We start from the raw sequence: 24,947 nt of genomic DNA on the forward strand, positions 1-24,947 counted from the left end.
CCCCGCCAGGGCCCGCGATCAAGCGTCGAAGCGGTAGCCGAGGCCGCGGACAGTAACCAGGAGCACCGGTTCCTTCGGCGTCTTCTCGATCTTGGAGCGGATGCGCTTGACGTGGACGTCGAGGGTCTTCGTGTCGCCGAAGTAGTCGCTGCCCCAGACGCGGTCGATGAGCTGGCCGCGGGTGAGGACGCGGCCCGCGTTGCGGAGGAGCATCTCGAGGAGCTCGAACTCCTTGAGGGGCATCGGGGTCTCGACGCCGTCGACTTCGACCGTGTGGCGTTCGATGTCCATGCGGACGGGGCCGGCGACGACGATCCGCTCCTCGCCGGGCTCCTCGGTGCGGCGTCGGAGGACGGCGCGGATGCGGGCGAGAAGTTCGCGGGTGGAGTAGGGCTTGGTGACGTAGTCGTCGGCGCCGAGCTCCAGGCCGACGACGATGTCCACTTCGGAGTCCTTGGCGGTGACCATGATGATCGGGACGGAGGAGCGGGTGCGGATCTCGCGGCAGACCTCGGTGCCGGGCATGCCGGGCAGCATGAGGTCGAGGAGGATCAGGTCGTAGTCGCCCTCGTCGAAGGCGGCGACGGCGCGGTTGCCGTCCTCGGCGACGGTGACGTCGTAGCCCTCGCGTTCGAGCAGGTAGCTGAGGGGCTCGCTGAGGGCGCTCTCGTCCTCGACGAGCAGGATGCTGGTCACGCGTGTTCTCCTATCGGGGCGGTCGCCGCGAAGGGCGTCCGGGCGGGGTCGGCTTCGGGGAGCCGGATGGTGAAGGTGGAGCCGCGGCCGGGCTTGGACCAGACGCGGACGTCGCCGCCGTGGTTCTGCACGGCGTGCTTGACGATGCTGAGGCCGAGGCCGGTGCCGCCGGTGTGGCGGGAGCGGGCCTGGTCGACGCGGTAGAAGCGCTCGAACACCCGGTCGAGGTCCTCCTCCGGGATGCCGATGCCCTGGTCGGTGACGGCGATCTCGACGACGCCGCCGGTGGAGCGGACGCCGATGCCCACGCGGGAGCCGGCGGGCGAGTACTGGATGGCGTTGGCGAGGAGGTTGTGCAGCGCCGAGACGAGCATCTTCTCCTGCCCCACGACGTAGGCCTTCTTCATCCCGCCCTTGACCAGGGTGACGTCGTGCGACTCCGCCATGACGTGGGTGGTCTCGAGCGCCGCCGCGACGACGTCGTCGACGCGGATGATCTCGGCGGAGCCGGCGACGTCGGCGGCCTGGAGGCGGGAGAGCTCGATGATCTCGCGCGTGATCTTCGCGAGGCGGTGCGACTCCTGGGTCAGCCTGTGCGCGAAGCGGCGCACCTGCTGGGGGTCGTCGGCGGCGGAGTCGAGGGCCTCGGCGAGCAGGCCGACGGCGCCGATCGGGGTCTTCAGCTCGTGGGAGATGTTGGCGACGAAGTCCCGGCGGACGGCCTCGAGCCGGCGCGCCTCGGTGTGGTCCTCGGCGATGACGAGGACGTAGCGGGAGCCGAGGCGGGTCGCGTGGACGACGAGCGTCACGGCGGCGTCGGAGAGCGGGCTGGTCGCGAGCTCGAGGTCCTGGACGATGTCGTCGCCGAAGCGGCGGACGCGGTCGACGATGGCGGCGAGGTCGGGGTGGAGCAGCGTGTCCTGCGAGACCAGGCCGAGCGCGACGGCGCGGGTGGACGCTTTCAGCACGTTGTGCGACGGGTCGGTCACGAAGGCGGGCGAGCCGACGGCGTCGATGATCGCCTCGATCCCCTCGGGGAGCCCGACCGAGATCACGTCCTGCGCGATGCGGCCCTGGCGGGCGGCGAGCGTGAGCACGGTCGTCAGAAGGATCCCGATCGCGACACCGAGAACGAGCGACAGAACCACGATCAAGCCCGAATCCACGGACCCAGGCTAACCATCCACCGGGCGTCCCCCTACCGGACGCCCGTCGATCCTCCGGGGGTCGAGTACTGTTCAAACGCCCGGCACCGTCCGTTAACCTGCCGTGGTCATCATGACTGCGCCTGCGCCCACGGAGTGCAGTCGCAGCGGCGTGCGAGGTGCTCGCCGCAGATCCGGCGCCGTCGTCCGCGCGCGCCGTAGAGAGGGTCGAACACAGATGCGCGAAGTTTTCCAGCAGGAGCTGGCCGAGGTCCAGGAACGACTCGTCGAGATCTCCGGACTCGTCGAGATCGCCATCGAGAAGGCGACCCAGGCGTTCAACCACTCCGACGTCACCCTCGCGGAGGAGGTCATCGCGAGCGACGCGCGCATCGACGAGCTGGCCATCAGCCTCGACGAGCTCGCGATCGACATCCTCGCCCGGCAGAACCCGGTCGCCCGCGACCTGCGGATCGTCGTCTCGGCGCTGCGCATCAGCGCGTCGCTCGAGCGGATGGGCGACATCGCCGAGCACATCGCTCAGCTCTCGCGCTACCGCTTCCCCGACAAGGTGGTCCCGAAGAGCCTGCGTCCGACGTTCGTCGAGATGGGCCGCCTCGACGTGGTCGTCGCGCACAAGCTGACCGACCTGCTCCGCTCGCAGGACCCGCGCATCGCCGAGGAGATCCGCGACGAGGACGACAAGATCGACGAGCTGCACGTCAGCGTCTTCGACAAGGTGCTCAGCGAGGCGTGGAAGGGCCAGGCCGCCGACACCGTCGACGCGACCCTCGCCAGCCGCTACCACGAGCGCTTCGCCGACCACGCCGTGTCGATCGCCAAGAAGGTCCAGTACCTGATCTCGGGCGACTACTCCTAGTCGACACCTCGGGCTCCGGCCCGTCTCACCGTCCGGCCCGCAGGAACGATCGTCTCCTGCGGGCCGGACGTGTCCGTGCGCTCCGCCTCCGGGGCTACGTGAACGGCCCGCCGGAGTCGAGGACTCGGGCGGCCCGTTCACGCGTGCGGGGCGGTGCTACTTCTTGGCGCCCTGGGCGGCGACGGCGGCGGCACCGGCGGCCGCGGCCTCGGGGTCGAGGTAGCGCGCCTCCCCGATCGGCTCGAAGTCCTCGTTCAGCTCGTAGACGAGCGGGATCCCGGTCGGGATGTTGAGCTCCGCGATGTCCGAGTCCGAGATGCCGTCGAGCGTCTTCACCAGCGCGCGGAGGGAGTTGCCGTGCGCGGTGATCATGACGGTCTTGCCCGAGGCGAGGTCCGGCTTGATGTCGGACTCCCAGTAGGGCAGCATCCGCTCGATCACGAGCTTCAGCGACTCGGTGCGGGGCAGGGCGTCGCCGAGGTCGGCGTAGCGCTCGTCGTGCGCCTGCGAGTACTGGTCGTCGTCGTCGAGCGGGGGCGGCGGCACGTCGAAGGAGCGGCGCCAGGTCTGGAACTGCTCGGGGCCGTACTCGGCGAGGGTCTGCGCCTTGTCCTTGCCCTGCAGGGCGCCGTAGTGGCGCTCGTTGAGGCGCCAGGAGCGCTTGACGTCGATCCACAGGCGGTCGGCGACCTCGAGGGCGATGTTGGCGGTCTGGATCGCCCGGGTCTGGCGCGACGTGTAGACGATGTCGGGGTGCAGGCCCGCCTCGGTCAGCAGCTCGCCGGCGCGCGTGGCCTCTGCGACTCCCTGCTCGGTCAGGCGCACGTCGACCCAGCCGGTGAAGAGGTTCTTCTGGTTCCACTCGCTGTTGCCGTGGCGCACGAGGATGAGGGTGTAGGTCTCGGACATGCGTCCAGCTTAGAGGCGGCCCCCTCGCCCGCGGATACGCTGGAGAGCATGCCCATCGGAGCCGTCACCCGCGGAACGACGGGCACGAACCGCCTCCGCCGGGTCGACCGCCGGCTCGCCGAGCTGCCCGTCCTGCGCAGCACCGACTCCCCGCTCGTCGTCGATCTCGGCTTCGGGGCGAGCGCGGTCACCACGCTCGAGCTGCACCGCCGGCTCGTCCGGGCCGCGCCCGACGTCGAGGTGCTCGGCCTCGAGATCGAGCCCGCCCGGGTCGACACCGCTCGACGCCAGCTCGCCCGGGTGAGGGAGGGCGGCACGCCGTTCCCCGCGGACGCGCGCGTGCGCTTCGAGCGCGGCGGCTTCGAGGTGCCCCTGCCCGCGGGGCGGCGGGCGGGCGTCATCCGCGCCTTCAACGTGCTCCGCCAGTACGACGAGGACGCGGTGCAGTCAGCCTGGGCGACGATGACGGACCGCCTGCAGCCCGACGGCGTCCTGGTCGAGGGCACCTGTGACGAGATCGGCCGCATCTGCACCTGGATCGAGGTCGGCCGGGAGGGCCCGCGCTCGCTGACCCTCTCGCTCCGGCTCGCGGCGATCCCCTCGCCGATGACGGCGGCCGAGCGCCTACCGAAGGCCCTCATCCACCGCAACGTGCCCGGCGAGGGCGTGCACGCCTTCCTCTCCGCGCTCGAGCGGGCGTGGACGCTGAACGCCCCTCTCGCCGTCTACGGTCCGGGTCAGCGGTGGATCGCGGCGGTCCGGGACCTCCGGCCGGAGTGGCCGGTCCTCGGCGGGCCGCGGCGCTGGCGCCTGGGCGAGGTGACGGTCGAGTGGGAGGCGGTCGCCCCCTCCTCCTGAGCGCCGGGCCTGAGCCCTGGGCCCCCTGAGCCCTAGGCGAGCGGGGGCAGAGCGGCCCGAGCCTCGGCGGGAGCGGCGCCGGTCGCCGTGAGCAGGTCGACGACGAGCGGGCGGAGCAGGACGAGCACCGTCTTCTCGGCGAGGCGCGCCTCCGGGATCAGCCGCTGGGGGTCGAGCGTGGTCGCGAGCAGCACGAGGTCCTGACGCGCCAGGGCGAGCACCGACGGATCGGCGACCGCGCGGCCGAGCAGCGCGATGCCCGGGCCGAGGGCGGCGACCGCTCCGGCGAGCGCCGGCCGCGGGGCGCCGTCCCCGACGAGGAAGTCGGTGCGGCGCGCGACGATGCGCAGATTCCGGGTCGCGAGGTCCAGCGCGGACAGCATCACGGCCTGGCGGGAGAGCTCGCCGCGGTGCCGACGGACGAACGGCGAGATCCGGGCGACGCCGGTCGCGGAGTCGAGCGCCGCGGTCCAGCCGTCGATGACCGGCTGCGTCCCGCGGATCCGCTCGAGGGCCGCGGTGGACGCCGTGGAGTCGCCTCGGCGGAGCGCGTCTGCCAGCTCCTCCACGGTCCGGCTGAGCGCGGTGAGGAGCCGGTGCGCCTCGGCCCGCGCCGTGCGCAGCGGCGGGCGGGGCACGATCGCCGTGCAGAGCAGCGCCGCGAGCCCGCCGATCAGGCCGTCGACGCTCCGGGTGAAGACCCCTCCGTCCGGCGCGGGGAGGACCATGACCAGCATCGCCTGCGTCCCGGCGGCCACGGCGAACCCCGGCGAGGGCGAGAGGGCCCGGCCGAGCGTGAAGACGATCGCGAGGACGACGGCGAGCTGCCAGACGCCGCTCCCCCACAGCAGGAGCAGGACCTCGCTGGCCGTGATGCCGATGAGCATCCCCGTCGCTGTCTCGGCCACCTGCTTGGGGCGGGTGTCGCGCGCGATGCCGAGGCTCGAGATCGTGGCCGTCAGCGCCAGCACCGGCGCGGGGTGCCCGAGGACGAAGTGCGCGACGGAGTAGGCGAGGGTCGCCGCGAGCACGATCTGCAGCACTGCGGGGAGCGACGCCCCCGCGCGGGCGAGGGCGCGCGCGGGACTCAGCTCGGGGGTCCGGACGAGACCGCGCAGCCGCTCGGCCGCCCGGCCCCGCTCGGCGGGACGTGCGGCCACCACGGCGTGGCCTACCTGGTCGTCGCCCCGAGGCGGGGCAGGCGGGGGACTCCCGCCTCCGCTCCGGCTCCGGGCGGGACCACGACCTCCTGGGCCGCGGCCACGCGCGAGTCGCCGGCCAGCACGGTCAGCTCGAGGTCCACCGGGACGCTCCGCTTGACGACCGCGAGGGCGACCGGTCCGTCCTCGTAGTGCCAGGCGCTGGAGGTGACCGTGCCGACCTCGACCGGCTCGCCGCCCTTGAGCGCCGTGACGACGTCGCCGTGGGCGGGGAGGACCGAGTCGGAGCCGTCGAGCTGCAGCAGGACCAGGCGCCGCGGCGGGTGCCCGAGGTTGTGCACCTTCGCCACCGTCTCCTGGCCCCGGTAGCAGCCCTTGGCGAGATGCACGCTCGAGCGGAGCAGGTCGAGCTCGTGCGGGATGGACCGCTCGTCGACCTCGGTCGCGTGGCGCGGGCGCCAGGCGGCGATGCGCAGGGCCTCGAGTGCGTCGACCCCGGCGAGGGCCACTCCCACCCCGACGGCCGTCTCCGCGAGGGCCTCGAGGGCCGCTCGCGGGACCAGGACCTCGCGGAGCTCCCAGGAGGCCCCGGGGTGCTCTGTGGTCAGCGCGTACTGCCAGCCGCCCGGCTGGACCCGCGACCACGGGTCGCTCCAGACGACGGGCTCCTCGGCCAGGGACAGGGCGAGCGTCAGGGCCGGCCCGTCGCCGAGGGCGGCGAGGGTCGCGAAGTCGTCGGTGCGGTCGGCGACCTCGACGCGGAGCATGAAGCGCATCCGGTCGAGCCAGGCGGCCAGGCCGGCCGTCTCGTCGCGGTCGAGCAGGAGCCAGGCGGTCTCGCCGTCGTCGACGAGGCGGATGACGTGCTCGATCCGGCCGGTCGGGTCGAGCAGGAGCGTCTCGGCCGACGCGCCGGGAGCGAGGCGCGAGACGGCCTGGCTGGTGAGCGAGTCGATCCAGGTGAGACGGTCCGGCCCCGTGACGGTCACGACGCCGCGGCCGGAGAGGTCGACGAGCGCGGTGCCCGCGGCGAGAGCGCGCTGCTCGCGGAAGGGCTCGCCGTAGTGGGCGACGACGCCGGGCTCGGCGGCGCTCGTCGTCGCGACCGCGCCCGGGGCGGCCAGGAGCGGGGAGAGCGCGTCAGTCGACACGGGCGAGCCGTCCGGAGGAGTGGGTCCGCAGGCCCTGGCCGAGCGCGGCGATGTCCCACGCCCAGAGCAGGTGGTCGTCGACCAGGCCGTAGAGGCGCGTGGCGGCGGCGTAGTCCTTCGCCGCGGCGGTGCGCATCACCGCGTCGGTCGCGAGGTCGATCCGCGGCCCCTTGACCTGGCCGAGGTAGAGCTCGCTGACCCCGTCCGGGTGCACGAGCGAGACCTCGATGTCGAACCCGCCGGCGGCGTTGCGCAGCGTCTCGACGGACTCCGCGTCGGGGAAGGCGGGTGCGCCGCGGCCGGGCAGCATTCCCGGGCCGGCGTCGGAGTCGGTCAGAGCGCGGCTGAGGCGCCAGTAGCCGGTCTCGGTGACCAGCGGCCGGGGCGCCTCCTCGGCGCCCTCCTCGATCAGCCACGTGTAGGAGTTGTAGTTGAGGTACGGGAGGCCGTCGTAGCTGAAGCTGATGCGATGGCCGAACTCGGCCTGGACGGAGTCGTCGCCGATCGTGTAGTCGATGACGCCCGAGCCCTCCCAGACGCCGAGCAGCCAGGACAGGGGGACGAGCTCGGGCGGCAGGCCCGACGGAAGCGAGATCACTCGGGCTCCGGCGGCGGCTAGCGCTGGCCGCGGTAGAGCTTGTAGACGACCACGCCGGAGACCCACGCGATGGCGAGGGAGGCGAGCCCGAGCAGACCGAGGTAGAAGAGTTCCAGGGCGAGAAGCATGCGCTCATCCTACCCGCCGCCTCCGACGCAGGGGCGGGGCGGACGCGACCGCTCAGGCGGTGCGGATCCGGGCGCTCGGGACGGGAGGGCGCGACCGCTCAGGCGGGGAGCAGGAGGGCGATCCCGCTCGCGACCGCGACCACGGCCATCGCTCCGACGATGCTCGTCATCGCGCGGAGGAGGTACCCCTCGGCGCGGGCCACGGCGAGCTGCACCGCGAAGGTCGCGAGCACGCAGCCGCCGAACGTCAGCGCGAGCCAGAGCTGCCGGGACTCCGGAGCGGCGATCGCCAGCGTCAGCACGGAGCCCGCGAGTGCGAGCGCCCAGACGACTCCGATGCCCACCCGATCCCTGCCCATCCGACAATTGTGCCCCAGGCGGACGCCCCTCCCGGCCCGCCGCTAGTATTGCGGGCAGACCAGTTCTGGAGGATCCGTGGCGCAGTTGTTGATACTGACCTCGGCGGGAGGCGCCGAGGTGCTCCCCGCACTGGGGCTCCTCAGCCACCGGACCCGGCAGATCCCCGCGGAGCCCGCCCAGCTCGTGAACGCCCCGAGCTGCGATCTGATCCTGGTCGATGCGCGGCAGGACCTCGCCAGCGCCAAGTCGCTCTGCAAGATCCTCACGACCACGGGCATCAACGTCCCCCTCATCCTGATCCTCACGGAGGGCGGGCTCACGGCCGTCTCGGCCGACTGGGGCGTCAACGACGTCATCCTCGACTCGGCCGGCCCCGCCGAGGTCGACGCCCGCATCCGCCTGGTGATCGGCCGGCTGGCGCAGGAGCAGTCGACCTCGCGCATCCAGGCCTCGGGCGTCGTGATCGACGAGGCCAGCTACTCCGCCAAGGTGCACGGGCGCCCGCTCGACCTCACCTTCAAGGAGTTCGAGCTCCTCCGCTTCTTCGCCACGCACCCCTCGCGCGTCTTCACCCGCGAGCAGCTGCTGAGCGAGGTGTGGGGCTACGACTACTTCGGCGGCACCCGCACGGTCGACGTGCACGTGCGGCGCCTCCGCGCGAAGCTCGGCGACCTGGAGTCGCTGATCGGCACGGTCCGCAACGTCGGATACCGCTTCAACGTGTACGAAGAGGACAATGAGCGAGTCGCTCAACCTGTCCGTTGAGGACCTGGCCGATCCCGCGGTGGCGGCCGGCCTCGAGCACCTGATCGGGCGCGCCGCCTGGTTCGACCACCAGCCCCCCTTCAGCGATCAGACTCTCGTCGACGCCCGGGCCGGCTCGCGCACCCTCCTCGTGGGGCTGCGCGCCGACGTGGTCGTGGCGGCGGCGATCCTCGGGCAGGGCGAGCTGGAGTTCGTCGTCGATCCGGAGTGGCGCGGGGTCGGCTTCGGCACCGCGACCCTGGAGCAGGTCCTCGCGAGCGGCCGGACGGGCCTGCTCGCCTGGGCGCACGGCGACCACCCCGCCGCCCGGGCCCTCGCGGCCTCCCACGGCTTCGCACCGGTTCGCACCCTCCTGCACCTCGAGCTCGAGCCGCTCGCCGCCCCCGAGGTCCGCGTCCCCGAGGGCGTCGTCCTCTCGGACGCCCGCGACCTCGCTCCGGCCGAGTGGATCGCCCTGAACGCGCGGATCTTCGCCGCGCACCCCGAGCAGGGGCGGATGACGGAGGAGGACCTGGCGGCCCGCCGCGCCGAGCCGTGGTTCGACGAGGGCGACTTCCTCCTGCTCCGCGACGCCGACGGCACGCTCCTCGGCTACGACTGGCTCAAGATCGAGCCCGGATCGACGACCGGCGAGATCTACGTCCTCGGGGTCGCCCCCGAGGCGGCCGGACGGGGACTCGGCCGCACCCTGCTGAACGCCGGGCTCGCGCGGATGCTCGAGCGCGGCTGCACCACGGCCGACCTCTACGTCGAGGCCGAGAACCGGTCGGCGGTGGCGCTCTACCGCTCGCTCGGGTTCACGGACGCCTCCGTCGACGTGCAGTACCTGCAGCGCGCCGCGCCGCTGCGCTGAGCCGGCACTCCTCCACAGGGCCTCCCCCGGCCCCGTTCATCCGGCATTCACGAGCGGCGGCGCGGAGCGGACGGACGCGGTGCCAGGATGGTCGCATGGACGGCGACAACCTGCTTCTCGAAGACGGTCTCAGCGATGACCTCGACGACGACTTCGACGACGAGGAGGAGCACTCGGACCCGCTCCTCCCCGACAACCGCTACCTCGACCGGGAGCTGAGCTGGCTCGCGTTCAACCAGCGCGTGCTCGAGCTCGCGGAGGATCCGCTGGTTCCGGCGCTCGAGCGGGCGAACTTCCTGGCGATCTTCTCGTCCAACCTCGACGAGTTCTTCATGGTCCGGGTCGCCGGCCTCAAGCGCCGCATCCTCACGGGGCTCGCCCTGCCGACGAACATCGGCCGCGTGCCGGTCGACGTGCTGACCGACATCTCGGAGAAGGCGCACCTGCTGCAGCAGCGCCACTCCCGAGCGTTCAAGGAGCTCGTCGAGCCCGCCCTGCGCGACGGCGGTATCGACCTCGTCCGCTGGGACGAGCTGAGCGACGCCGAGCGCACCGTGCTGGACGACTACTTCTCGGCCCAGGTGTTCCCGGTGCTGATGCCGCTCGCGGTCGACCCGGCGCACCCGTTCCCCTACATCTCCGGCCTCTCGCTCAACCTCTCGGTGCGGGTGCGGAACCCGAAGACGCAGAAGGTCGAGTTCGCGCGCCTCAAGGTGCCGCAGATGCTCCCCCGCTTCGTGCGGATCGCCGGAGTCGCGGCGCCGGGCGAGCCGATGCGGTTCATCTCGCTCGAGGACCTGATCGCCAACCAGCTGGACGACCTGTTCCCCGGCATGGAGATCCTCGACCACCACGTGTTCCGGGTGACGCGCAACGAGGACGTCGAGGTCGACGAGGACGAGACCGAGAACCTGATCAAGGCCCTCGAGAAGGAGCTGCTGCGCCGCCGGTTCGGCCCGCCCATCCGCCTCGAGGTCACCGACGACATGGACGACGAGACGCTGGGCCTGCTGGTCCGCGAGCTCGACATCACGACGCAGGAGGTCTACAAGCTCCCGGCCCCGCTCGACCTCAGCGGGCTCTTCAGCCTGCAGAAGATCGACCGCCCGGACCTGAAGTACCCCAATCACGTCCCGACGACGGCGGTGCAGCTCTCGCCCAGCGAGCCCAACCAGCGGCAGGACGTCTTCAAGGCCGTCTCCCGCGGCGACGTGCTCCTTCACCACCCCTACGAGTCCTTCGCGACGAGCGTGCAGTCGTTCCTCGAGCAGGCGGCGGCCGATCCGGACGTGCTCGCGATCAAGCAGACGCTCTACCGCACCTCGGGCGACTCCCCCATCGTCGAGGCGCTCATCGACGCGGCCGAGTCGGGCAAGCAGGTGCTCGCCCTGGTCGAGATCAAGGCGCGCTTCGACGAGCAGGCGAACATCTCGTGGGCGCGCAAGCTCGAGAAGGCGGGCGTGCACGTGGTCTACGGGCTCGTCGGGCTGAAGACCCACTGCAAGCTCGCGCTCGTCATCCGCCAGGAGAAGGGCGGAGTGCTCCGCCACTACTCCCACATCGGCACCGGCAACTACAACCCGAAGACCTCGCGCATCTACGAGGACCTCGGACTCCTGACGGCCGACCCCGAGGTCGGCAAGGACCTCACGCGTCTGTTCAACGAGCTCTCGGGCTACGCGATCGAGAAGAAGTTCAAGCGCCTGCTCGTCGCGCCGCGCCACCTGCGGAAGGGCCTGCTCAAGCGGATCGCCGCCGAGACCGAGAACGCCCGCGCGGGGCGCCCCTCGGGCATCCGGATCAAGGTCAACTCGATCGTCGACGAGTCCGTGATCGACGCGCTCTACCGCGCCAGCCAGGCCGGCGTGCCGGTCGACGTGTGGGTGCGCGGCATCTGCGGGCTGAAGCCCGGCCAGGAGGGGCTCTCCGAGACCATCCGCGTGCGCTCGATCCTCGGCCGCTACCTCGAGCACTCCCGCATCTTCAGCTTCGTCAACGGCGGCGAGCCGGACGTCTTCATCGGCAGCGCCGACATGATGCACCGCAACCTCGACCGCCGCGTCGAGGCTCTGGTGCGGATCGTCGAGCCGGCGCACCTCAGCGAGATCGACGACATGTTCGAGCGGGCGATGGACGAGCGGACCGCCTCCTGGTGGCTCGGCCCGGACGGCGACTGGACGCGGCACCACCTCGATGAGGAGGGCGCTCCGCTCGCCGACCTGCAGAACCAGCTGATGCAGCACATCACCCATCGCAAGCGCGCGGCGACACGGTCCGCCAACCGGGCCTCCAGCCGCTGACGCCCGTGACGGGCACCGTCTACGCAGCAGGAGCGGTGTGCTGGCGGATCATCGAGGGCCGCCCGCACATCCTCGTGATCCACCGGCCGCACCGCCGGGACGTCAGCCTGCCCAAGGGCAAGGTCGACGCGGGCGAGTCCCTCCCGGAGACCGCGGTCCGCGAGATCCGCGAGGAGACCGGGCTCTCGGTGGCGCTCGGGGTGCCGCTGGGGTGCACCGAGTACACGCTGCCGAGCGGGCGCCCGAAGGCCGTCTACTACTGGGCGGCGCAGGTGACCGAGAAGGCCGTCCTGGCGTCCGACTTCCTCCCGAACGACGAGGTCGAGGCGCTCGAGTGGGTGACGCTCAAGCGGGCCCGGAGCTACCTGACCTATCCGCACGACGTGACGATCGTCGACGAGTTCGCCCGGATAGCTGCACGCGGTGCGCTCGAGACCTTCGCGATCGTGGTCCTGCGGCACGCGAAGGCGGTGCCCGCCTCCTCCTGGGACGGCCGCGACTCCACCCGCCGCCTCACCGGGCGCGGCCGGGTCGAGGCCGCTGCCGCCGCTCAGGCCGTGGCCGCCTGGCGCCCGCGCCGCCTCGTCTCGAGCACCGCCAAGCGCTGCCGGTCGACCATCGCCCCGCTGTCCGGTCTGGTCAGGAAGCCGGTCAAGCTGCGCGACGACCTCAGCCAGGAGGCGCACGAGCAGGGCACCGCCGACGTCCGCGCCCTGGTCGGCAAGCGGGTCCGCGCCCGCCGCACCGCCGTCCTCTGCAGCCACCGGCCGGTGATCCCCGAGATCCTGCGCGAGATCGCCCTCGCCACGGCGACCCCTCTCGGCGCCTACCTCGACGAGGCGGCAGCGCTCCCGACCGGGGGCTTCGCCGTGGTGCACCTCTCCACCGGTCATCCCGGCTCCGGCATCGTCGCGATCGAGACGCACACGCCGCTGGCCTGACCGCCCGGGCGCGCTGCGTGACCGGCTCGACGGGTCCGTCCCCACCGGGCCGGTCGCGCAGCCGGGACGCGCCCGACGCACCGCGCCTTCCCCGCCGCCCCGTCGCTCCGCAATCCCCGAGGCGGACCCGTTCACCGCGCGTTCACCGAGCGGTCGGTGCCAGGACACGACCCCTCCGTACTCTCGCTCGCGGGCTGCACCAGGCCCTGTTCTGTTTTCCACGCTTTCCTACCCGAAAGGGATACTTGTGAGATTCTCGCGTCTCGGCCAGGCGGCCGTCGTCGCCGCCGTCGCAGCGATCACGCTGACCTCCTGCGCTGCCAACGAGGCACCGGCCGCAGGCGGCAGCTCCGGCTCCGCCACCACCTCCACGCTCTCCGGCACCATCACCGGGATCGGCTCGTCCGCTCAGGGCACCGCGCAGACCACCTGGGCCGCCGCGTTCCAGACCGCGAACCCCGAGGTCACGGTCAACTACGACCCGCAGGGCTCCGGCGCCGGCCGCACCAACTTCATCGACGGCGCCGCCGACTACGCCGGCTCCGACTCCGCGCTCAAGGACGAGGAGCTCGCGGGCACCTTCGCCGCCTGCGCCCCCGACACCAAGGCGATCGACCTCCCGGTCTACATCTCGCCGATCGCGGTCATCTTCAACGTGGAGGGCGTCGACGAGCTCAAGCTCGACGCGGCCACCATCGCCGGCATCTTCAAGGGCACCATCACCTCCTGGGACGCCCCGGAGATCAAGGCGCTGAACCCCGACGCGACCCTCCCGTCGGCGAACATCACCTCCGTGCACCGCTCGGACGACTCGGGCACCACGCAGAACTTCACCGACTACCTCGCGGCCACCGCGAGCGACGTCTGGGACGCTCCCGCCGCGCAGACCTTCCCGTACCAGAGCGGTGACGGCGCCAAGGGCACCTCGGGTGTCGTCGACGCGGTCAAGAACGGCACCAACACGATCGGCTACGCCGACGAGTCCGGCGCCCAGGGCATGGACATGGCGCAGCTGAAGGTCGGCGACGCGTTCTCGACCATCTCGGCCGACGGAGCCGCGGCGGTCGTCGCCGCCTCGCCCATCGCTGAGGGCCGCGAGGACAACGACCTCGCGATCAAGATCGACCGCACCGGCACCGAGGCGGACGCCTGGCCGATGGTCCTGGTCAGCTACCTCATCGTGTGCCAGGAGTACGCGGACGCCGACAAGGGCGAGGTCGTCAAGTCCTTCGCCTCCTACGTCGCGAGCGAGGAGGGCCAGGAGGCCGCCGCCGCTCAGGCCGGCTCCGCTCCCCTGAGCTCCGAGCTCGCCTCGACCGTCGCCACCGCGATCGAGTCGATCAAGTAGTCCCACCGGCAGGGCCCGTCTCGCAGCACGATCCGCGGGACGGGCCCCGCCTGTGCCGGGCTCGACCCACCGGACGCCCCCTCCGAGCCCTAGCATCTCCCTGTGCGCCCCGCCGAACCCCTCGTCTGAAGAGAGTCCCCTGGAATGGCAACTGAGACCGTCGTCCGCCCGAAGGCGAAGGTGCGTGTCGGAGATCGGGTCTTCTCGATCTCGACCGTCGCCGCCGGCTCCCTCATCCTCCTCGTCCTCGCCGCCGTCGCGATCTTCCTCATCGCGCAGTCGATCCCCGCGTTCACCGCGCCGGCCGGCAGCCTCCCCGGCGACGCGACGAGCTTCTGGGCCTACGTCGGCCCCCTGGTGTTCGGCACGGTCTGGTCGGCGGTGATCGCCCTGGTGATCGCCCTGCCGCTCTCGATCGCGATCGCCCTCTTCATCTCGCACTACGCGCCGCGCCGCATCGCGATGGCCCTCGGCTACGTGGTCGACCTCCTCGCCGCCGTCCCCTCGGTGGTCTTCGGCCTCTGGGGCGCGACCGTGCTGGCGCCGATGGTGCAGCCCTTCTACCTCTTCCTCAACGTGAACATCGGCTGGTTCCCGCTCTTCGGCGGCCAGGCGTCGGGCACCGGCAAGACGATCCTCACCGCCTCGGTGGTGCTGGCCGTCATGGTCATCCCGATCATCACCGCGGTCTGCCGCGAGATCTTCCTCCAGGCCCCGCGCCTGCACGAGGAGGCGGCGCTCGCGCTCGGCGCGACCCGCTGGGAGATGATCCGCATGGCCGTCCTGCCCTTCGGCGCTCCGGGCATCGTCTCGGCCGCCATGCTCGGCCTCGGCCGGGCCCTCGGCGAGACGCTCGCCGTCGCGATGGTGCTCTCGCCCGCGACGGTCGTCTCCTTCCTCCTGCTCACCTCGCAGAACTCGAACACCATCGCCGCGAACATCGCGCTGCAGTTCCCGGAGGCGAGCGGAGTCGGCGTCAACGTCCTCGTCGCCTCGGGCCTCATCCTCTTCGTCATCACCCTCGTCGTGAACTCGGTCGCGCGGTTCATCGTCAACCGCCGCAAGGCCTTCTCGGGAGCCAATTGATGTCCGCCGCCACCTCGTCGATGCCCTTCTCGCTGCAGGCGGGCAAGCTGCCCAAGGGCACCCCCTGGATGCTGCTCGTCGGCAGCTGGGTCGTGTTCGCCGCCGTCTTCCTGATCCTCCAGGCGGCCGGCATGATGAACGACTTCAGCCTCGTCGGCGCGATCTTCTGGGGCACCGTCCTCTTCGACGTCGCGATCTACGTGGTCTCGCGCCTGGTGGAGGGCGGCCGCAAGGCCGTCGACCGCCTCGTGACCTCTCTGGTCGCGACCGCGTTCATCATCGCGCTGCTCCCGCTGATCTCCCTGCTCTACACGGTCGTCTCCAACGGAGTCGCGCGGTTCGATCCGCTCTTCTTCTCCTCGTCGATGCGCAACGTCATCGACGCGGGCGGCGGCGCGCTCCACGCGATCATCGGCACGCTCGAGATCACGGCCATGGCCGCGCTGATCTCGGTGCCGATCGGCCTGCTCACCTCGATCTACCTCGTCGAGTACGGCCGCGGCCACCTCGCCCGGGCGATCACCTTCTTCGTCGACGTGATGACGGGCATCCCCTCCATCGTCGCGGGCCTGTTCGCCTACGCGCTCTTCGCGCTGCTCCTCGGCCCCGGCGTCCGGATGGGCTTCGCCGGCTCGATCGCCCTCGCCGTGCTGATGATCCCCGTTGTCGTCCGCTCGTCGGAGGAGATGCTGAAGCTGGTCCCGAACGAGCTGCGCGAGGCGTCCTACGCCCTCGGCGTGCCGAAGTGGCTGACCATCGTCAAGATCGTGCTGCCGACCTCCATCGCCGGCATCACGACGGGCATCACCCTCGCGATCGCCCGCGTCATCGGCGAGACCGCCCCGCTGCTCATCGTCGCCGGCTTCACCGCGTCGATGAACTACGACCTCTTCAGCGAGCGGATGATGACCCTCCCGGTCTTCGTCTACACGCAGTACGCGAACCAGGGCCCCGACGCCGAGGCGTTCCTCAACCGGGCCTGGACCGGCGCGCTGGCCCTCATCCTGATCGTCATGGCGCTGAACCTGGTCGCCCGCCTGATCGCGAAGATCTTCGCCCCCAAGCTCGGCCGCTGACACCCACCACTCGGCTCCGGCCGGAATCCCCGAAGGAAGCAATGTCCAAGCGCATCGAGGTCAACGACCTCAACGTCTACTACAGCCAGTTCCTCGCGGTGGAGGGCGTCTCGCTCGCCATCGAGCCCCGCACGGTCACCGCCTTCATCGGCCCGTCCGGCTGCGGCAAGTCGACCTTCCTCCGCACGCTCAACCGCATGCACGAGGTCATCCCCGGCGCGCACGTCGAGGGCGAGGTCCTGATCGACGGCAACAACCTGTACGGCCCGGGCGTCGACCCGGTGCAGGTCCGCCGGCAGGTGGGCATGGTCTTCCAGCGCCCCAACCCGTTCCCGACGATGTCCATCCGGGACAACGTGCTGGCCGGCGTGAAGCTCAACAACCGCCGCATCTCGAAGTCGGACGCGGACGCGCTCGTCGAGCGCTCGCTCCAGGGCGCGAACCTCTGGAACGAGGTGAAGGACCGCCTCGACAAGCCGGGCTCCGGTCTCTCCGGCGGCCAGCAGCAGCGTCTGTGCATCGCCCGCGCGATCGCCGTCTCCCCCGACGTCCTCCTGATGGACGAGCCCTGCTCCGCCCTCGACCCGATCTCGACCCTCGCGATCGAGGACCTCATCGAGGAGCTCAAGAACGACTACACGATCGTCATCGTGACCCACAACATGCAGCAGGCCTCGCGCGTCTCGGACCGCACCGCGTTCTTCAACATCGCGGGCACCGGCAAGCCGGGCAAGCTCATCGAGTACGACGACACCGCGACGATGTTCTCGCGGCCGTCCGTCCAGGCGACCGAGGACTACGTCTCGGGCCGCTTCGGCTGATCCGCCGCAGACGAGAGCGAGCCGCGTCCCTCCGGGGTCGCGGCTCGCTCTCGTTCCACCGCGTTCCCTCCGGGAACGAGAAGAGCCGCACTCCGTCATGGGAGTGCGGCTCTTCTCGTTCTCGGGCCGTCAGGCGATGTCGATCGCCAGTATCGGATCGGTGGTCGGACTCGGCGAGCCGCCGGCGTCCTCGACCGTCACGGCGACGACTCCGCCCTCGGTCAGGCTCCCCTCGAGCGGGGCCACGGTGCTGCCCTCTCCCCCGTCGAACGTCCCTGCGGCGACCGGACCGGATGAGCCGATGTACCAGAGCTCGTAGGTCTTGTCCTCCGGCAGCGGCGCCAGGTCGTCCACCACGAGGGCGGAGCGGCCGAGCGAGCTCGACCAGACCAGCGTCGCCTGCTCGCCGGTGGCGACCGTGCCGGTCGTCTCCTGCGCGTCGGGGGCGCTGCGGATCTGCTCCAGAGCCGTCTGCTGCTGCGTCTGGCCGGGGCCGGACGAGAGCAGCGGCGGAAGGGTCACTCCGCCGACCACGATCACCGCGGCGGCCGCGGCCGCCGAGAGGTAGACCGCGGGGCGGGCGAACCAGCGGCTCCGGGCGCGGTTCGCGGCGCTGCCGCCACCGTCCCGGCGAGCCGTCGGACCGCTCCGCTCGCCCTCGGAGGCGACGGGGACCAGACGGGGCGCGGCGGGCGCCTCGTGGTCCTCGTCGGGCTCCTCCAGCGGCAGCTGCGGAGTGGTGGCGATGAGCGCCATCAGGTCGGCCTTGAAGCCCGGCGAGGGCTCCACGGCGGCTGCGTCGGCAACCAGCGCCTCCGCCACCTCGGCGAACGCGTCGGCCTCGCCGCGCGCCTCCGGGTGCTCGGAGAGGAAGCGCTCGTAGCGCTCCTGCTCCTCGGGCGTCAGGATGCCCAGTGCGTGACCCGCCGCGAGATCGCGCGGGTCGTCCATCCCGTCGGGGAGTCGCACATCGTTCACAGGGCCACCCCCATCTCTTCTCGAAGTCTGATCATTCCGTCACGCAGGCGTGTCTTGACGGTTCCCACGGGGCACTGCAGGATCCCCGCGATCTCGCTGTGCGAGTATCCGCCGTAGTAAGCGAGCTGCAGCGCCTGCCGCTGCAGTTCCGTCAGGCGGCCCATGGCGGCCGCGACCTTCTCGTGCTCGAGGGACACCTCCGCCTGCTCGGAGACCTGGTCGTAGTCGCGTCCGAGGTCTCGGATTCCGATGCGCATGTCCCGATCACGGCCGGCTTGAGCCGCGCGGACCCTGTCGATGGCCCTGCGGTGTGCCATCGTGAGGATCCAGGTCGTCGCGCTTCCTTTATTCGGAGCGAAACGCCCAGCGGTTTGCCAGATCTCGAGGAAGACCTCCTGGGCCACCTCCTCGGACTGGGAGCGGTCGACGAGGACGCGGATGATCAGGCCGAGGACCCGGCCGGCCATCTGGTCGTAGAGCGCGGCGAACGCGGCCTGCTCTCCCCCGGCGATGCGCTCGAGGAGGACAGCCGCCTCCGCTGTGGTGTCGTCCGTCATCAGCCCCGCCTCGCCCGCGCCCGGGCTGAAAGATTCCGCGTCATCCAGAAGGCTGTCACGGCCAGGCCTGCAACGACGACCGACACCTCGATCGGATGCGTCACGAATCGGACATCCAGCGCCAACGTGCCGATCGGCACGAGCGCGGGATCGCCCAGCCGGGGGGCCAGCCAGAGCGAGATCACGGCCACAGCCGCAGCGGTGATGCCCGGGTAGCTGCGCGGGCGGATGAGGACCCAGAGCCCGGCGAGCACGTCGAGGACCGCGAGGACGCGCATCACCGTGCCCTGCGAGAGCGAGACCCCCGCGGCGAACTGGGCGCCCTCCGCGTCGTCGACGCTCGGCGCGGCGAGGAGGTAGAGGGCGGCGACGACCAGCAGCCCCGCCCCCGCCCAGACGCGCGCGCCGATCCGGAGAGCTCTGCTGTTCTTCATTCCGCTGGCGCCTGTCTGTGGGGACTCGGGCGAGGATCGACTCCTCCTGGGCCCTCGCCTCGCGCACCGTGGCGGCGATGCGAGCAGAGAAGGGGCCGGACCGCAGGAACGCCTCTCGGCGCGAGGCCGCTCGAAGCGGCTATAAGTGGAGCCCGGGGTTACTGCGATCCGGCTTCGGACAGTCTACCAAAGGCCTCCGCGGTGGCGGCGAGCGGCGTTCGCAGTGGGTGAACGCGGGTTGCGCGTCACTCCAGGGAGTCGCTCCGCCACAGCCGCGCACAGCTCACGAGCTCGGCCGCGGTGGTCGAGAGGCGCAGGGCGCGGGTGGTCAGCTCGCTCGCCCGGGCGGGGTTCACCGGCTCCACGTCGTCGGCGACCGAGACGGCTCCGGAGGCGCTCACGCGGCAGAACGCCGCGGCGCGGTCCAGTGCCACCGCGAAGTCGCCGTCGAAGACGCCGCGGAGGATCCGGTCGGCCAGCTCGATGATCTCGGCCGGCCCCGTGGGAGTGCTGGCTCCGGCGACCACCGGGTCGATCGTGGCGGACAGCTCGACTCCGCGCTGGTAGAGGAAGCTCGTGCTCTCCGGGTCCTGCCGGATGACCAGCCGCAGCAGGTAGATCCGCCAGAGGGCGCCCGGCAGGCTCGCCGCGCTGGAGCGCGCCCAGAGCTCGGCGAGCGCGTCGATGCCGTTGTGGTCGGTGTACTCGACCAGGCGGTCGATGACCACCGGGTCGGGGTCGTTCCGGACACGGCTCAGCAGCGCGATCGCGGTCTCGTGGGCGACGCGGCTGATCTGCGCCGGGTCCTCTCCTCCCTGGAACGCCTCGAAGACGTGGGAGGGGAACTTGGTCGGCTTGTGGAAGCCGTCTGTCATGGGGCCGCCTTCCGCGGTCGTGCGCGCGGACGCTCTCGCGCTCGCGCTCCTCGTGGGGGTTCGAGGAGGGTAACGCCTGCGGCTGGACGGGTATGCCCGCGGGGAACGGGTCCGTTTCCCCGGGGAACGGGTCCGTTTCCCCGGGGAACGGGTCCGTTTCCCCGGGGAACGGGTCCGTCCCCCCGGGGAACGGGTCCGTCTCCCCGGGGCTCGTCGCCTGCTCCGCGGGGGTCCGCGGCCCGCTACCCTGGAGCGCGCGGGCCTCTAGCTCAGTTGGCAGAGCAGCGGACTTTTAATCCGCGGGTCGTCGGTTCGAGCCCGACGGGGCCCACCACTCGACCGCCTGGTCGCGCTTTCCGGACAGTGCCAGGGCGCAGCCAGGTCGCCGCACTACCGTGCAGAGGTGCTGACCGTCCTCCGCGTCCTCCTGCGCCGGCCTCGGCTGTGCGAGGCGTGCCGCGTCCGGCCGGCCCGCCGCCGTGACCCGTTCTGCTCGACGGACTGCGCGAAGACGTACTACCTCTACCTCTACCTCTGACGCCTCGTCCGGGCCGCGGTGCTCCGCGACGGCGTCACTCGTGGCAGAGCGACCACACCTCGTCCGGGTAGTCGCGGACCTTCTCGCCGACGAGCAGGCGCCAGCGGCCGTCCTGGTGCTCGAGCAGGCGGCCGGTGACGACCTCCGAGAGCCAGTCGGAGTCGATCCGGTACCAGCGGACGAGGCGGACGGTCGTCGCGGTGTGCGAGACGCGAGTCGTCATCGCGGGAGTCCCTTCTCGAGGAGGGAGCGGGGTGCTGGAACCAGCGGGGCGTTCGACGCGCGAGCGGGGGGATGACCCGCACCGGGACGACTCCGTTGTCGACCGGCCGGGAGACTGCGGCGGGCATCCGGCGGACCGGATGCCAGGAACTCTAGACGACCGCGCGGACGGTGTCTGTCCCGTCGCCGGTCACAGCGGAGCGGCTCCGTTCAGCGGACTCAGGGCTGGACGGTGCAGCCGGCCGGGCGCGTCTGCCGGAACGCGGCCGCTTCGCGGGTGCGGGAGCGGAGCCTCCTCGCGCGGCGGCGGAGGAGCCGCTCGCTCGGGCCGAAGGCTCCGGATTCGAGGAGCTGGCGGAGGGACAGGGTCACCTGCCGGGCCAGACGGGGATCGATGCGGCCGGGGATCCGGATCGCGTCGATGAGGTCGAGGGCGTTGCGCGTGGTGCGGGAGATCGCCATGACGGAACCCTAGGGACGCCGGGGCGCGGTGTGCGCGCCCCGGACGGGGGCGCCGACGGGGACTGATGCTCAGCCCCGGGGCGCCCCGGCGGGATCAGTCGTGCCCGTTGCTGCCGTCGCCGCGGCCCGTGGAGGACTGCAGGCGGTCGATGTGCTCGGAGGCCTGGGCCTTGGTCAGGTCGGCGGGCAGGGTCTCGCCCGCCTCGCGCGCGAGGGTGTCGAGGTAGCTGCGCTGCGGGCCGGTCATCGGCTCGTCACCGGTGACCCAGTCGGACGGGTCCTTGCTGGCGCTGGTGTCGCTGCCGTCGTCGGCACGGGCGCCGAGGACGTCGCCCTCGGTCTTGACATCGGGATCGGTGGTGTTGTCATCGCTCATGGTGCGACCGTACGCCCGACCACCGACGCCGACGAGGGCTTGCGGAGCGGGCCCGGGCGCCCCGCTTCACGAGCCGAGCAGCGCGTGCGCGACGGTGAAGATGACGAGCCCGGCCAGGGAGCCCACGACGGTGCCGTTGATCCGGATGAACTGGAGGTCCTTCCCGACCTGCAGCTCGAGCTTCTCGGACGTCTCGCGCGGGTCCCAGCGGTGGATGGTGTCGCCGATGATGCTGGCGATGTCGGTGCGGTAGCGGTCGACCAGGTTGGCCGCGACCGATCCGATCCAGGAGTCGACGGTCGCCGCCAGACCTGCGTCGGTCGAGAGCCGGCGGCCCAGATCGACCACGATCGACTCGATGCTGCCGCGGAGGGGGCTCGACGGGTCGTCCATCGCGCCGAGGAGGGAGGCCTTCGTCGCCTCCCAGGCGTCCCCGGCGAGCTCGCGGACGCGCGGGCTGTCGAAGGCGCGGTTCTTGATCTCCTCGACCCGGGCGATCAGGTCGGGGTCGGTGCCCAGATCCTGCGCCAGCGTGGCGAGGTAGCCGTCGATCGCGATCCGGAACGGGTGCACCTGGTCCTCGCGCACCGCGGCGACGAAGACGAGCGCCTCGCGGTACAGCCGCTCGTCCACCGCTCGGCTGACCGCGGAGGGCAGCCAGCTCGGCAGGCGGCCGCTGACCATGCGGGTGAAGCTCTGCGGGTTGGCGGTCAGCCACGCCTCCGCCTGCTCCACCAGCGTGTCCACGAGGCGCCGGTGGTGGCCTGCCTCGACCACGCTGCCCACCAGCGAGCCCAGCGGCGGGCCCCACTGCGGGTCGAGGAGGTGGCGCCGCGCCAGCGCCTCGATCACGCGCTGCACGTCGGAGTCGTCCAGCAGGGCGATCGCCGAGCGGACGGCTGCAGCGCTCTCGCCGCCGACGCGATGCGCGTTCTCCGGCTCGGCGAGCCACAGCCCCGCCCGCCGGGCGATCCCGAAGGAGTCGAGCTTCTCGCGCACGATGGCGCCGCGGAGGAAGTTCTCCTCGACGAACTGCGCGAGGCTCGCGCCGATCTCGTCCTTCTTGGTCGGGATGATCGCGGTGTGCGGGATCGGCAGGCCCAGCGGCCGCCGGAACAGCGCGGTCACGGCGAACCAGTCGGCGAGCGCGCCGACCATCCCGCCCTCGCTCGCGGCCCGGACCCACTGCAGCCACGGGTAGCGCTCCTGCAGGGCGAACGACACGGCGAAGACGACGGCCATCACCACGAGCAGGCCCGTGGCGAGCCGCTTCATCCGGACGAGAGCGACGCGCTTGGCCTCGTCGTCGCGCCCCACCGCCGCGAGGGTGGTCATGACGCGGCGGGGAACCCCTCGTGGCGGATGCCCCACGCGACGGTCCACTCCTCGCCCGGCTCGAGCCAGCGCAGGCCCTGCCCGCTGTTGAACGCCTCGGCCGGAGCGGTCATCGGCTCCACGGCGATCGCGGTCTTCACGTCGTCGCCGTCGGGGAAGATCCGGGTGATGAAGACCTGGATGAAGTTGTGGGACGCGTCGGCCCAGAGGAGCACGCGGCGCCCGTCGGCGGCGCGGAGGCCGTGCACGCTCTCGCCGTCGACCATCCGGACGTCGGCCCAGGCGTCGTCGAGCTCGAGGTCGCCGATGCGGCGGCCGGAGCGGAGATCCCACTCGGTGCCCTCGACCGGCTTCTGCACGGTGGGGTTGAGGCGCTCGTCGACCTCGATGTGCACCGCCGCGTCGACGGTGATCTCGAGCTCGTCGGTCGGCACGTCGCCGATGGCGAGGAAGGGGTGCGTGCCGATGGCGACGGGTGCCTCGTCGGCTCCGACGTTGACGACGCGGTGGACGACCTTCAGCCCGTCGGCCTGCAGCTCGTAGCGGACCGAGGTCTCGAGGTGGAACGGGTAGCCCGCCTGGGGCACGACCGGCGCGGCCAGCTCGACGAAGGACGGGCCCTGGTCGACGAGGCGGTACGGGGTGCTCACCAGGAGGCCGTGGATGGCGTTGTGGTACTTCGGCTCGGTGATCGCGAGCTGGAGCGTCTCGCCGCGGTGGTGCCAGCGCCCGTCCTTGATGCGGTTGGGCCAGGGCATCAGGACGATGCCCGAGCCGAACGGCGGAACGGTGCTCTCCGGGTAGGAGGCGGTGATCTCCACTCCGTCGACCGAGAGGTGGCGCAACGCTGCGGCCACCTCCGTCACGACGGCGTGCAGGGTGCGTCCCTCGGCGGTGAGGTCGAGCGAGAACTGGCGCCCGGTGGCGGGGGCGGGGGTGAAGTCGGCCATTCCTCGATCCTACGGACTGACGCGCTCGCCGAGCGTCCGGCAGCGGGTGACCGCGAGCCCCGCCTCCTCCAGAGCGGCGACGAGTCCGTCGGCGGCCCCCGCCCCCGTGAGCAGACGGTCGAACTCGTCGGGAGCGGCGACCCGGCCGAGGTCGACCACTCCGAGCTTCGAGGAGTCCGCGACCACGACCCGGCGGGTCGCCGCCTGCAGCATCCGGCGCTTCAGGGTCGCCTCCGGGAGGTTGACGTTGGTGACGCCGGCCTCGGGGTGCACGCCGGTGCAGCCGATGAAGGCGATGTCGGCGCGGATCCGCTCGAGCAGCTCGGACGCGAGCGGCTCGACCAGCGAGTGCTGCAGCGGCCGCAGAGTGCCCCCGGTGACGACGACCGTGAAGCGCGGGATGGCCGGCTCGAGCGCCAGCGCCGTGGAGAGGCCGTTCGTGATCACCGTGACGTCGCGCAGCTCCTCCCGCGCCACGAGCGCGTGCGCGATGGCGAGCGGGGTGGTGCCCACGTCGAGCACGATGCTCTGCCCGGAGGAGACGGAGGCGGCGGCCTCCTCGCCGATCGCGGCCTTCTCGTCGGAGGCGGCGCTCAGGCCCTCCTCGAGCGAGCGCTCACCGGTGGGCCTCGGCGCCGGGATCGCCCCTCCGCGCACCCGCTGGAGGACGCCCTCGCTCGCGAGCAGGGCGAGATCGGAGCGGACCGTGACGACCGAGACCCCGAGCATGTCGGCCATCGGGGCGACCCCGACGAAGCCCGAGCTCTCGGCGGCCAGACGCAGCCGCAGCCGGCGCTCGATCGCCGACGTGGACTCCTGCTCGCCGTCCGTCCTCATCCGCCCATCGTGCCCGCGGGCCGGTGGACTTGTCAAAGGGAAAACGAGCTTTCCTTTTCGAAGGTGCGGCCCTAGTCTGACTCCTGCCATGAACGAAGCGATCACACTCTCCGCCGGCGTCGTCAAGCGCCCGCACACGCTGGCCGACGGCCGCGAGCTCCTCTACTTCGACGACGCCGACACGACCCTCCCCCCGGAGCGCGCCGCCGACGCCCGCCACCTCGACCGGCCAGCGCGCGGCGAACGGCACGAACGCGGTGAAGTGCTCGCCGCGGAGGAGGACGCGCTCGCCGGCCTGCTCGAAGGCG

General features: G+C 71.8%; 28 protein-coding genes, 1 tRNA gene and 1 pseudogene. 13 read left to right on the forward strand and 17 right to left on the reverse strand.

Features of this window, described 5'->3' with window-relative positions; translation table 11 throughout:
* Positions 1–18: 18 nt before the first annotated feature.
* Together C5C27_RS09045 and C5C27_RS09050 are read right to left on the reverse strand one after the other, a co-directional pair.
* Positions 19–696 (reverse strand): response regulator transcription factor, encoded by a 678-nt coding sequence (locus C5C27_RS09045; RefSeq protein ID WP_104227263.1) that lies wholly within the window; start codon positions 694–696, stop codon positions 19–21.
* Positions 693–1,862 carry a cell wall metabolism sensor histidine kinase WalK gene (locus tag C5C27_RS09050; RefSeq protein WP_104314186.1) on the reverse strand — a complete coding sequence of 390 codons (1,170 nt, stop codon included), beginning with the start codon at positions 1,860–1,862 and terminating at the stop codon, positions 693–695. Before C5C27_RS09050 ends, C5C27_RS09045 begins: the two co-directional genes overlap by 4 nt.
* A gap of 217 nt (positions 1,863–2,079) precedes the next feature.
* On the opposite strand from C5C27_RS09050, the gene phoU reads away from it, so the two are divergent.
* Positions 2,080–2,721 carry a phosphate signaling complex protein PhoU gene (gene phoU / locus C5C27_RS09055; RefSeq protein WP_104224693.1) on the forward strand — a complete coding sequence of 214 codons (642 nt, stop codon included), beginning with the start codon at positions 2,080–2,082 and terminating at the stop codon, positions 2,719–2,721.
* 156 nt (positions 2,722–2,877) lie between these two features.
* Here phoU and C5C27_RS09060 read toward each other — a convergent pair whose 3' ends face one another.
* Positions 2,878–3,630: a phosphoglyceromutase gene (locus C5C27_RS09060; RefSeq protein ID WP_104224694.1), complete on the reverse strand. Its 753-nt coding sequence runs from the start codon at positions 3,628–3,630 to the stop codon at positions 2,878–2,880.
* Between the two features lie 48 nt (positions 3,631–3,678).
* Between C5C27_RS09060 and C5C27_RS09065 the strand changes: the two genes are divergently transcribed.
* A complete protein-coding gene (locus tag C5C27_RS09065) occupies positions 3,679–4,488 on the forward strand; it encodes a class I SAM-dependent methyltransferase (RefSeq protein WP_104314187.1) in 810 nt (269 codons plus the stop codon).
* A gap of 32 nt (positions 4,489–4,520) precedes the next feature.
* Here the strand turns inward: C5C27_RS09065 and C5C27_RS09070 are convergent, their stop codons facing one another.
* The 4 genes from C5C27_RS09070 to C5C27_RS09085 all read right to left on the reverse strand — a co-directional run bounded on the left by C5C27_RS09070 (position 4,521) and on the right by C5C27_RS09085 (position 7,884).
* The gene (locus C5C27_RS09070; protein ID WP_104314188.1) at positions 4,521–5,651 is read right to left on the reverse strand and encodes an aromatic acid exporter family protein; all 1,131 of its coding nucleotides are present in this window, start codon (positions 5,649–5,651) and stop codon (positions 4,521–4,523) included.
* A gap of 8 nt (positions 5,652–5,659) precedes the next feature.
* The gene (locus C5C27_RS09075) at positions 5,660–6,799 is read right to left on the reverse strand and encodes a folate-binding protein YgfZ (protein WP_104314189.1); all 1,140 of its coding nucleotides are present in this window, start codon (positions 6,797–6,799) and stop codon (positions 5,660–5,662) included.
* On the reverse strand, positions 6,789–7,397 hold the full coding sequence (locus C5C27_RS09080) for an FABP family protein (RefSeq protein ID WP_104224698.1): 609 nt from the start codon (positions 7,395–7,397) through the stop codon (positions 6,789–6,791). Before C5C27_RS09080 ends, C5C27_RS09075 begins: the two co-directional genes overlap by 11 nt.
* A gap of 226 nt (positions 7,398–7,623) precedes the next feature.
* Positions 7,624–7,884, reverse strand: a complete 261-nt coding sequence (locus C5C27_RS09085; protein WP_146076503.1) for a hypothetical protein — start codon at positions 7,882–7,884, stop codon at positions 7,624–7,626.
* A gap of 76 nt (positions 7,885–7,960) precedes the next feature.
* On the opposite strand from C5C27_RS09085, the gene C5C27_RS09090 reads away from it, so the two are divergent.
* The 8 genes from C5C27_RS09090 (at position 7,961) to pstB (ending at position 17,075) form a co-directional block, all read left to right on the forward strand.
* Complete coding sequence (locus tag C5C27_RS09090) at positions 7,961–8,650, forward strand: winged helix-turn-helix domain-containing protein (protein ID WP_104224700.1); 690 nt, start codon at positions 7,961–7,963, stop codon at positions 8,648–8,650.
* Positions 8,622–9,503 (forward strand): mycothiol synthase, encoded by an 882-nt coding sequence (gene mshD, locus C5C27_RS09095; RefSeq protein WP_104249369.1) that lies wholly within the window; start codon positions 8,622–8,624, stop codon positions 9,501–9,503. Before C5C27_RS09090 ends, mshD begins: the two co-directional genes overlap by 29 nt.
* Before the next feature lie 95 nt (positions 9,504–9,598).
* Positions 9,599–11,803 carry an RNA degradosome polyphosphate kinase gene (locus tag C5C27_RS09100; RefSeq protein ID WP_104224702.1) on the forward strand — a complete coding sequence of 735 codons (2,205 nt, stop codon included), beginning with the start codon at positions 9,599–9,601 and terminating at the stop codon, positions 11,801–11,803.
* Positions 11,804–11,808: 5 nt separating this feature from the next.
* On the forward strand, positions 11,809–12,744 hold the full coding sequence (locus C5C27_RS09105; RefSeq protein ID WP_104224703.1) for an NUDIX domain-containing protein: 936 nt from the start codon (positions 11,809–11,811) through the stop codon (positions 12,742–12,744).
* A gap of 247 nt (positions 12,745–12,991) precedes the next feature.
* The gene (pstS, locus tag C5C27_RS09110) at positions 12,992–14,092 is read left to right on the forward strand and encodes a phosphate ABC transporter substrate-binding protein PstS (RefSeq protein ID WP_104233897.1); all 1,101 of its coding nucleotides are present in this window, start codon (positions 12,992–12,994) and stop codon (positions 14,090–14,092) included.
* Positions 14,093–14,236: 144 nt separating this feature from the next.
* Positions 14,237–15,178, forward strand: a complete 942-nt coding sequence (gene pstC, locus C5C27_RS09115) for a phosphate ABC transporter permease subunit PstC (protein WP_104227270.1) — start codon at positions 14,237–14,239, stop codon at positions 15,176–15,178.
* A complete protein-coding gene (gene pstA, locus C5C27_RS09120; RefSeq protein WP_104224706.1) occupies positions 15,178–16,254 on the forward strand; it encodes a phosphate ABC transporter permease PstA in 1,077 nt (358 codons plus the stop codon). The genes pstC and pstA overlap by 1 nt, the downstream gene beginning before the upstream one ends.
* 41 nt (positions 16,255–16,295) lie before the next feature.
* Positions 16,296–17,075, forward strand: a complete 780-nt coding sequence (gene pstB, locus C5C27_RS09125; RefSeq protein WP_104224707.1) for a phosphate ABC transporter ATP-binding protein PstB — start codon at positions 16,296–16,298, stop codon at positions 17,073–17,075.
* 129 nt (positions 17,076–17,204) lie between these two features.
* Here the strand turns inward: pstB and C5C27_RS09130 are convergent, their stop codons facing one another.
* From C5C27_RS09130 to C5C27_RS09145, 4 genes are all read right to left on the reverse strand, one after another.
* Positions 17,205–18,053, reverse strand: coding sequence for an anti-sigma factor (locus C5C27_RS09130; protein ID WP_146079642.1), 849 nt, complete (start codon positions 18,051–18,053; stop codon positions 17,205–17,207).
* Positions 18,050–18,610: an ECF RNA polymerase sigma factor SigK gene (sigK, locus tag C5C27_RS09135; RefSeq protein ID WP_104224709.1), complete on the reverse strand. Its 561-nt coding sequence runs from the start codon at positions 18,608–18,610 to the stop codon at positions 18,050–18,052. The genes C5C27_RS09130 and sigK overlap by 4 nt, the downstream gene beginning before the upstream one ends.
* Positions 18,610–19,044: a hypothetical protein gene (locus tag C5C27_RS09140; protein ID WP_104224710.1), complete on the reverse strand. Its 435-nt coding sequence runs from the start codon at positions 19,042–19,044 to the stop codon at positions 18,610–18,612. Before C5C27_RS09140 ends, sigK begins: the two co-directional genes overlap by 1 nt.
* A 245-nt stretch (positions 19,045–19,289) precedes the next feature.
* Complete coding sequence (locus C5C27_RS09145; protein ID WP_104314191.1) at positions 19,290–19,919, reverse strand: DNA-directed RNA polymerase subunit beta; 630 nt, start codon at positions 19,917–19,919, stop codon at positions 19,290–19,292.
* Between the two features lie 258 nt (positions 19,920–20,177).
* Here C5C27_RS09145 and C5C27_RS09150 point away from each other — a divergent pair.
* Together C5C27_RS09150 and C5C27_RS18540 are read left to right on the forward strand one after the other, a co-directional pair.
* A tRNA-Lys gene (locus tag C5C27_RS09150) sits at positions 20,178–20,253 on the forward strand.
* A gap of 69 nt (positions 20,254–20,322) precedes the next feature.
* Positions 20,323–20,457, forward strand: coding sequence for a hypothetical protein (locus tag C5C27_RS18540; protein WP_258066567.1), 135 nt, complete (start codon positions 20,323–20,325; stop codon positions 20,455–20,457).
* A gap of 34 nt (positions 20,458–20,491) precedes the next feature.
* On the opposite strand, the gene C5C27_RS09155 is transcribed toward C5C27_RS18540, so the two are convergent.
* The 6 genes from C5C27_RS09155 to C5C27_RS09180 all read right to left on the reverse strand — a co-directional run bounded on the left by C5C27_RS09155 (position 20,492) and on the right by C5C27_RS09180 (position 24,639).
* Positions 20,492–20,680 carry a hypothetical protein gene (locus C5C27_RS09155; RefSeq protein WP_104224712.1) on the reverse strand — a complete coding sequence of 63 codons (189 nt, stop codon included), beginning with the start codon at positions 20,678–20,680 and terminating at the stop codon, positions 20,492–20,494.
* A 218-nt stretch (positions 20,681–20,898) separates the two neighbouring features.
* Positions 20,899–21,141 (reverse strand): hypothetical protein, encoded by a 243-nt coding sequence (locus C5C27_RS09160; RefSeq protein WP_104256416.1) that lies wholly within the window; start codon positions 21,139–21,141, stop codon positions 20,899–20,901.
* Positions 21,142–21,235: 94 nt separating this feature from the next.
* On the reverse strand, positions 21,236–21,517 hold the full coding sequence (locus C5C27_RS09165; RefSeq protein WP_104224714.1) for a DUF3072 domain-containing protein: 282 nt from the start codon (positions 21,515–21,517) through the stop codon (positions 21,236–21,238).
* A gap of 66 nt (positions 21,518–21,583) precedes the next feature.
* Complete coding sequence (locus C5C27_RS09170; protein ID WP_104224715.1) at positions 21,584–22,852, reverse strand: DUF445 domain-containing protein; 1,269 nt, start codon at positions 22,850–22,852, stop codon at positions 21,584–21,586.
* Positions 22,849–23,802, reverse strand: coding sequence for an aldose 1-epimerase family protein (locus tag C5C27_RS09175; protein ID WP_104314192.1), 954 nt, complete (start codon positions 23,800–23,802; stop codon positions 22,849–22,851). The genes C5C27_RS09170 and C5C27_RS09175 overlap by 4 nt, the downstream gene beginning before the upstream one ends.
* A gap of 9 nt (positions 23,803–23,811) precedes the next feature.
* Complete coding sequence (locus C5C27_RS09180) at positions 23,812–24,639, reverse strand: DeoR/GlpR family DNA-binding transcription regulator (RefSeq protein WP_104256413.1); 828 nt, start codon at positions 24,637–24,639, stop codon at positions 23,812–23,814.
* Positions 24,640–24,727: 88 nt separating this feature from the next.
* Between C5C27_RS09180 and C5C27_RS18545 the strand changes: the two are divergent.
* A pseudogene (locus tag C5C27_RS18545) lies at positions 24,728–24,947 on the forward strand (hypothetical protein); the annotation flags it as partial.

This window comes from Rathayibacter sp. AY2B7, assembly GCF_002931635.1.
GTDB lineage: Bacteria > Actinomycetota > Actinomycetes > Actinomycetales > Microbacteriaceae > Rathayibacter.

Bases quoted from the DNA above. Each gene is read 5' to 3' on its own strand.
- phoU (WP_104224693.1), top strand. From the start codon at position 2,080: ATGCGCGAAGTTTTCCAGCAGGAGCTGGCCGAGGTCCAGGAACGACTC.
- C5C27_RS09060 (WP_104224694.1), bottom strand. From the start codon at position 3,630: ATGTCCGAGACCTACACCCTCATCCTCGTGCGCCACGGCAACAGCGAG.
- C5C27_RS09065 (WP_104314187.1), top strand. From the start codon at position 3,679: ATGCCCATCGGAGCCGTCACCCGCGGAACGACGGGCACGAACCGCCTC.
- C5C27_RS09085 (WP_146076503.1), bottom strand. From the start codon at position 7,884: ATGGGCAGGGATCGGGTGGGCATCGGAGTCGTCTGGGCGCTCGCACTC.
- mshD (WP_104249369.1), top strand. From the start codon at position 8,622: ATGAGCGAGTCGCTCAACCTGTCCGTTGAGGACCTGGCCGATCCCGCG.
- C5C27_RS09100 (WP_104224702.1), top strand. From the start codon at position 9,599: ATGGACGGCGACAACCTGCTTCTCGAAGACGGTCTCAGCGATGACCTC.
- pstC (WP_104227270.1), top strand. From the start codon at position 14,237: ATGGCAACTGAGACCGTCGTCCGCCCGAAGGCGAAGGTGCGTGTCGGA.
- pstA (WP_104224706.1), top strand. From the start codon at position 15,178: ATGTCCGCCGCCACCTCGTCGATGCCCTTCTCGCTGCAGGCGGGCAAG.
- pstB (WP_104224707.1), top strand. From the start codon at position 16,296: ATGTCCAAGCGCATCGAGGTCAACGACCTCAACGTCTACTACAGCCAG.
- sigK (WP_104224709.1), bottom strand. From the start codon at position 18,610: ATGACGGACGACACCACAGCGGAGGCGGCTGTCCTCCTCGAGCGCATC.
- C5C27_RS09140 (WP_104224710.1), bottom strand. From the start codon at position 19,044: ATGAAGAACAGCAGAGCTCTCCGGATCGGCGCGCGCGTCTGGGCGGGG.
- C5C27_RS09145 (WP_104314191.1), bottom strand. From the start codon at position 19,919: ATGACAGACGGCTTCCACAAGCCGACCAAGTTCCCCTCCCACGTCTTC.
- C5C27_RS09155 (WP_104224712.1), bottom strand. From the start codon at position 20,680: ATGACGACTCGCGTCTCGCACACCGCGACGACCGTCCGCCTCGTCCGC.
- C5C27_RS09160 (WP_104256416.1), bottom strand. From the start codon at position 21,141: ATGGCGATCTCCCGCACCACGCGCAACGCCCTCGACCTCATCGACGCG.
- C5C27_RS09165 (WP_104224714.1), bottom strand. From the start codon at position 21,517: ATGAGCGATGACAACACCACCGATCCCGATGTCAAGACCGAGGGCGAC.
- C5C27_RS09170 (WP_104224715.1), bottom strand. From the start codon at position 22,852: ATGACCACCCTCGCGGCGGTGGGGCGCGACGACGAGGCCAAGCGCGTC.
- C5C27_RS09175 (WP_104314192.1), bottom strand. From the start codon at position 23,802: ATGGCCGACTTCACCCCCGCCCCCGCCACCGGGCGCCAGTTCTCGCTC.
- C5C27_RS09180 (WP_104256413.1), bottom strand. From the start codon at position 24,639: ATGAGGACGGACGGCGAGCAGGAGTCCACGTCGGCGATCGAGCGCCGG.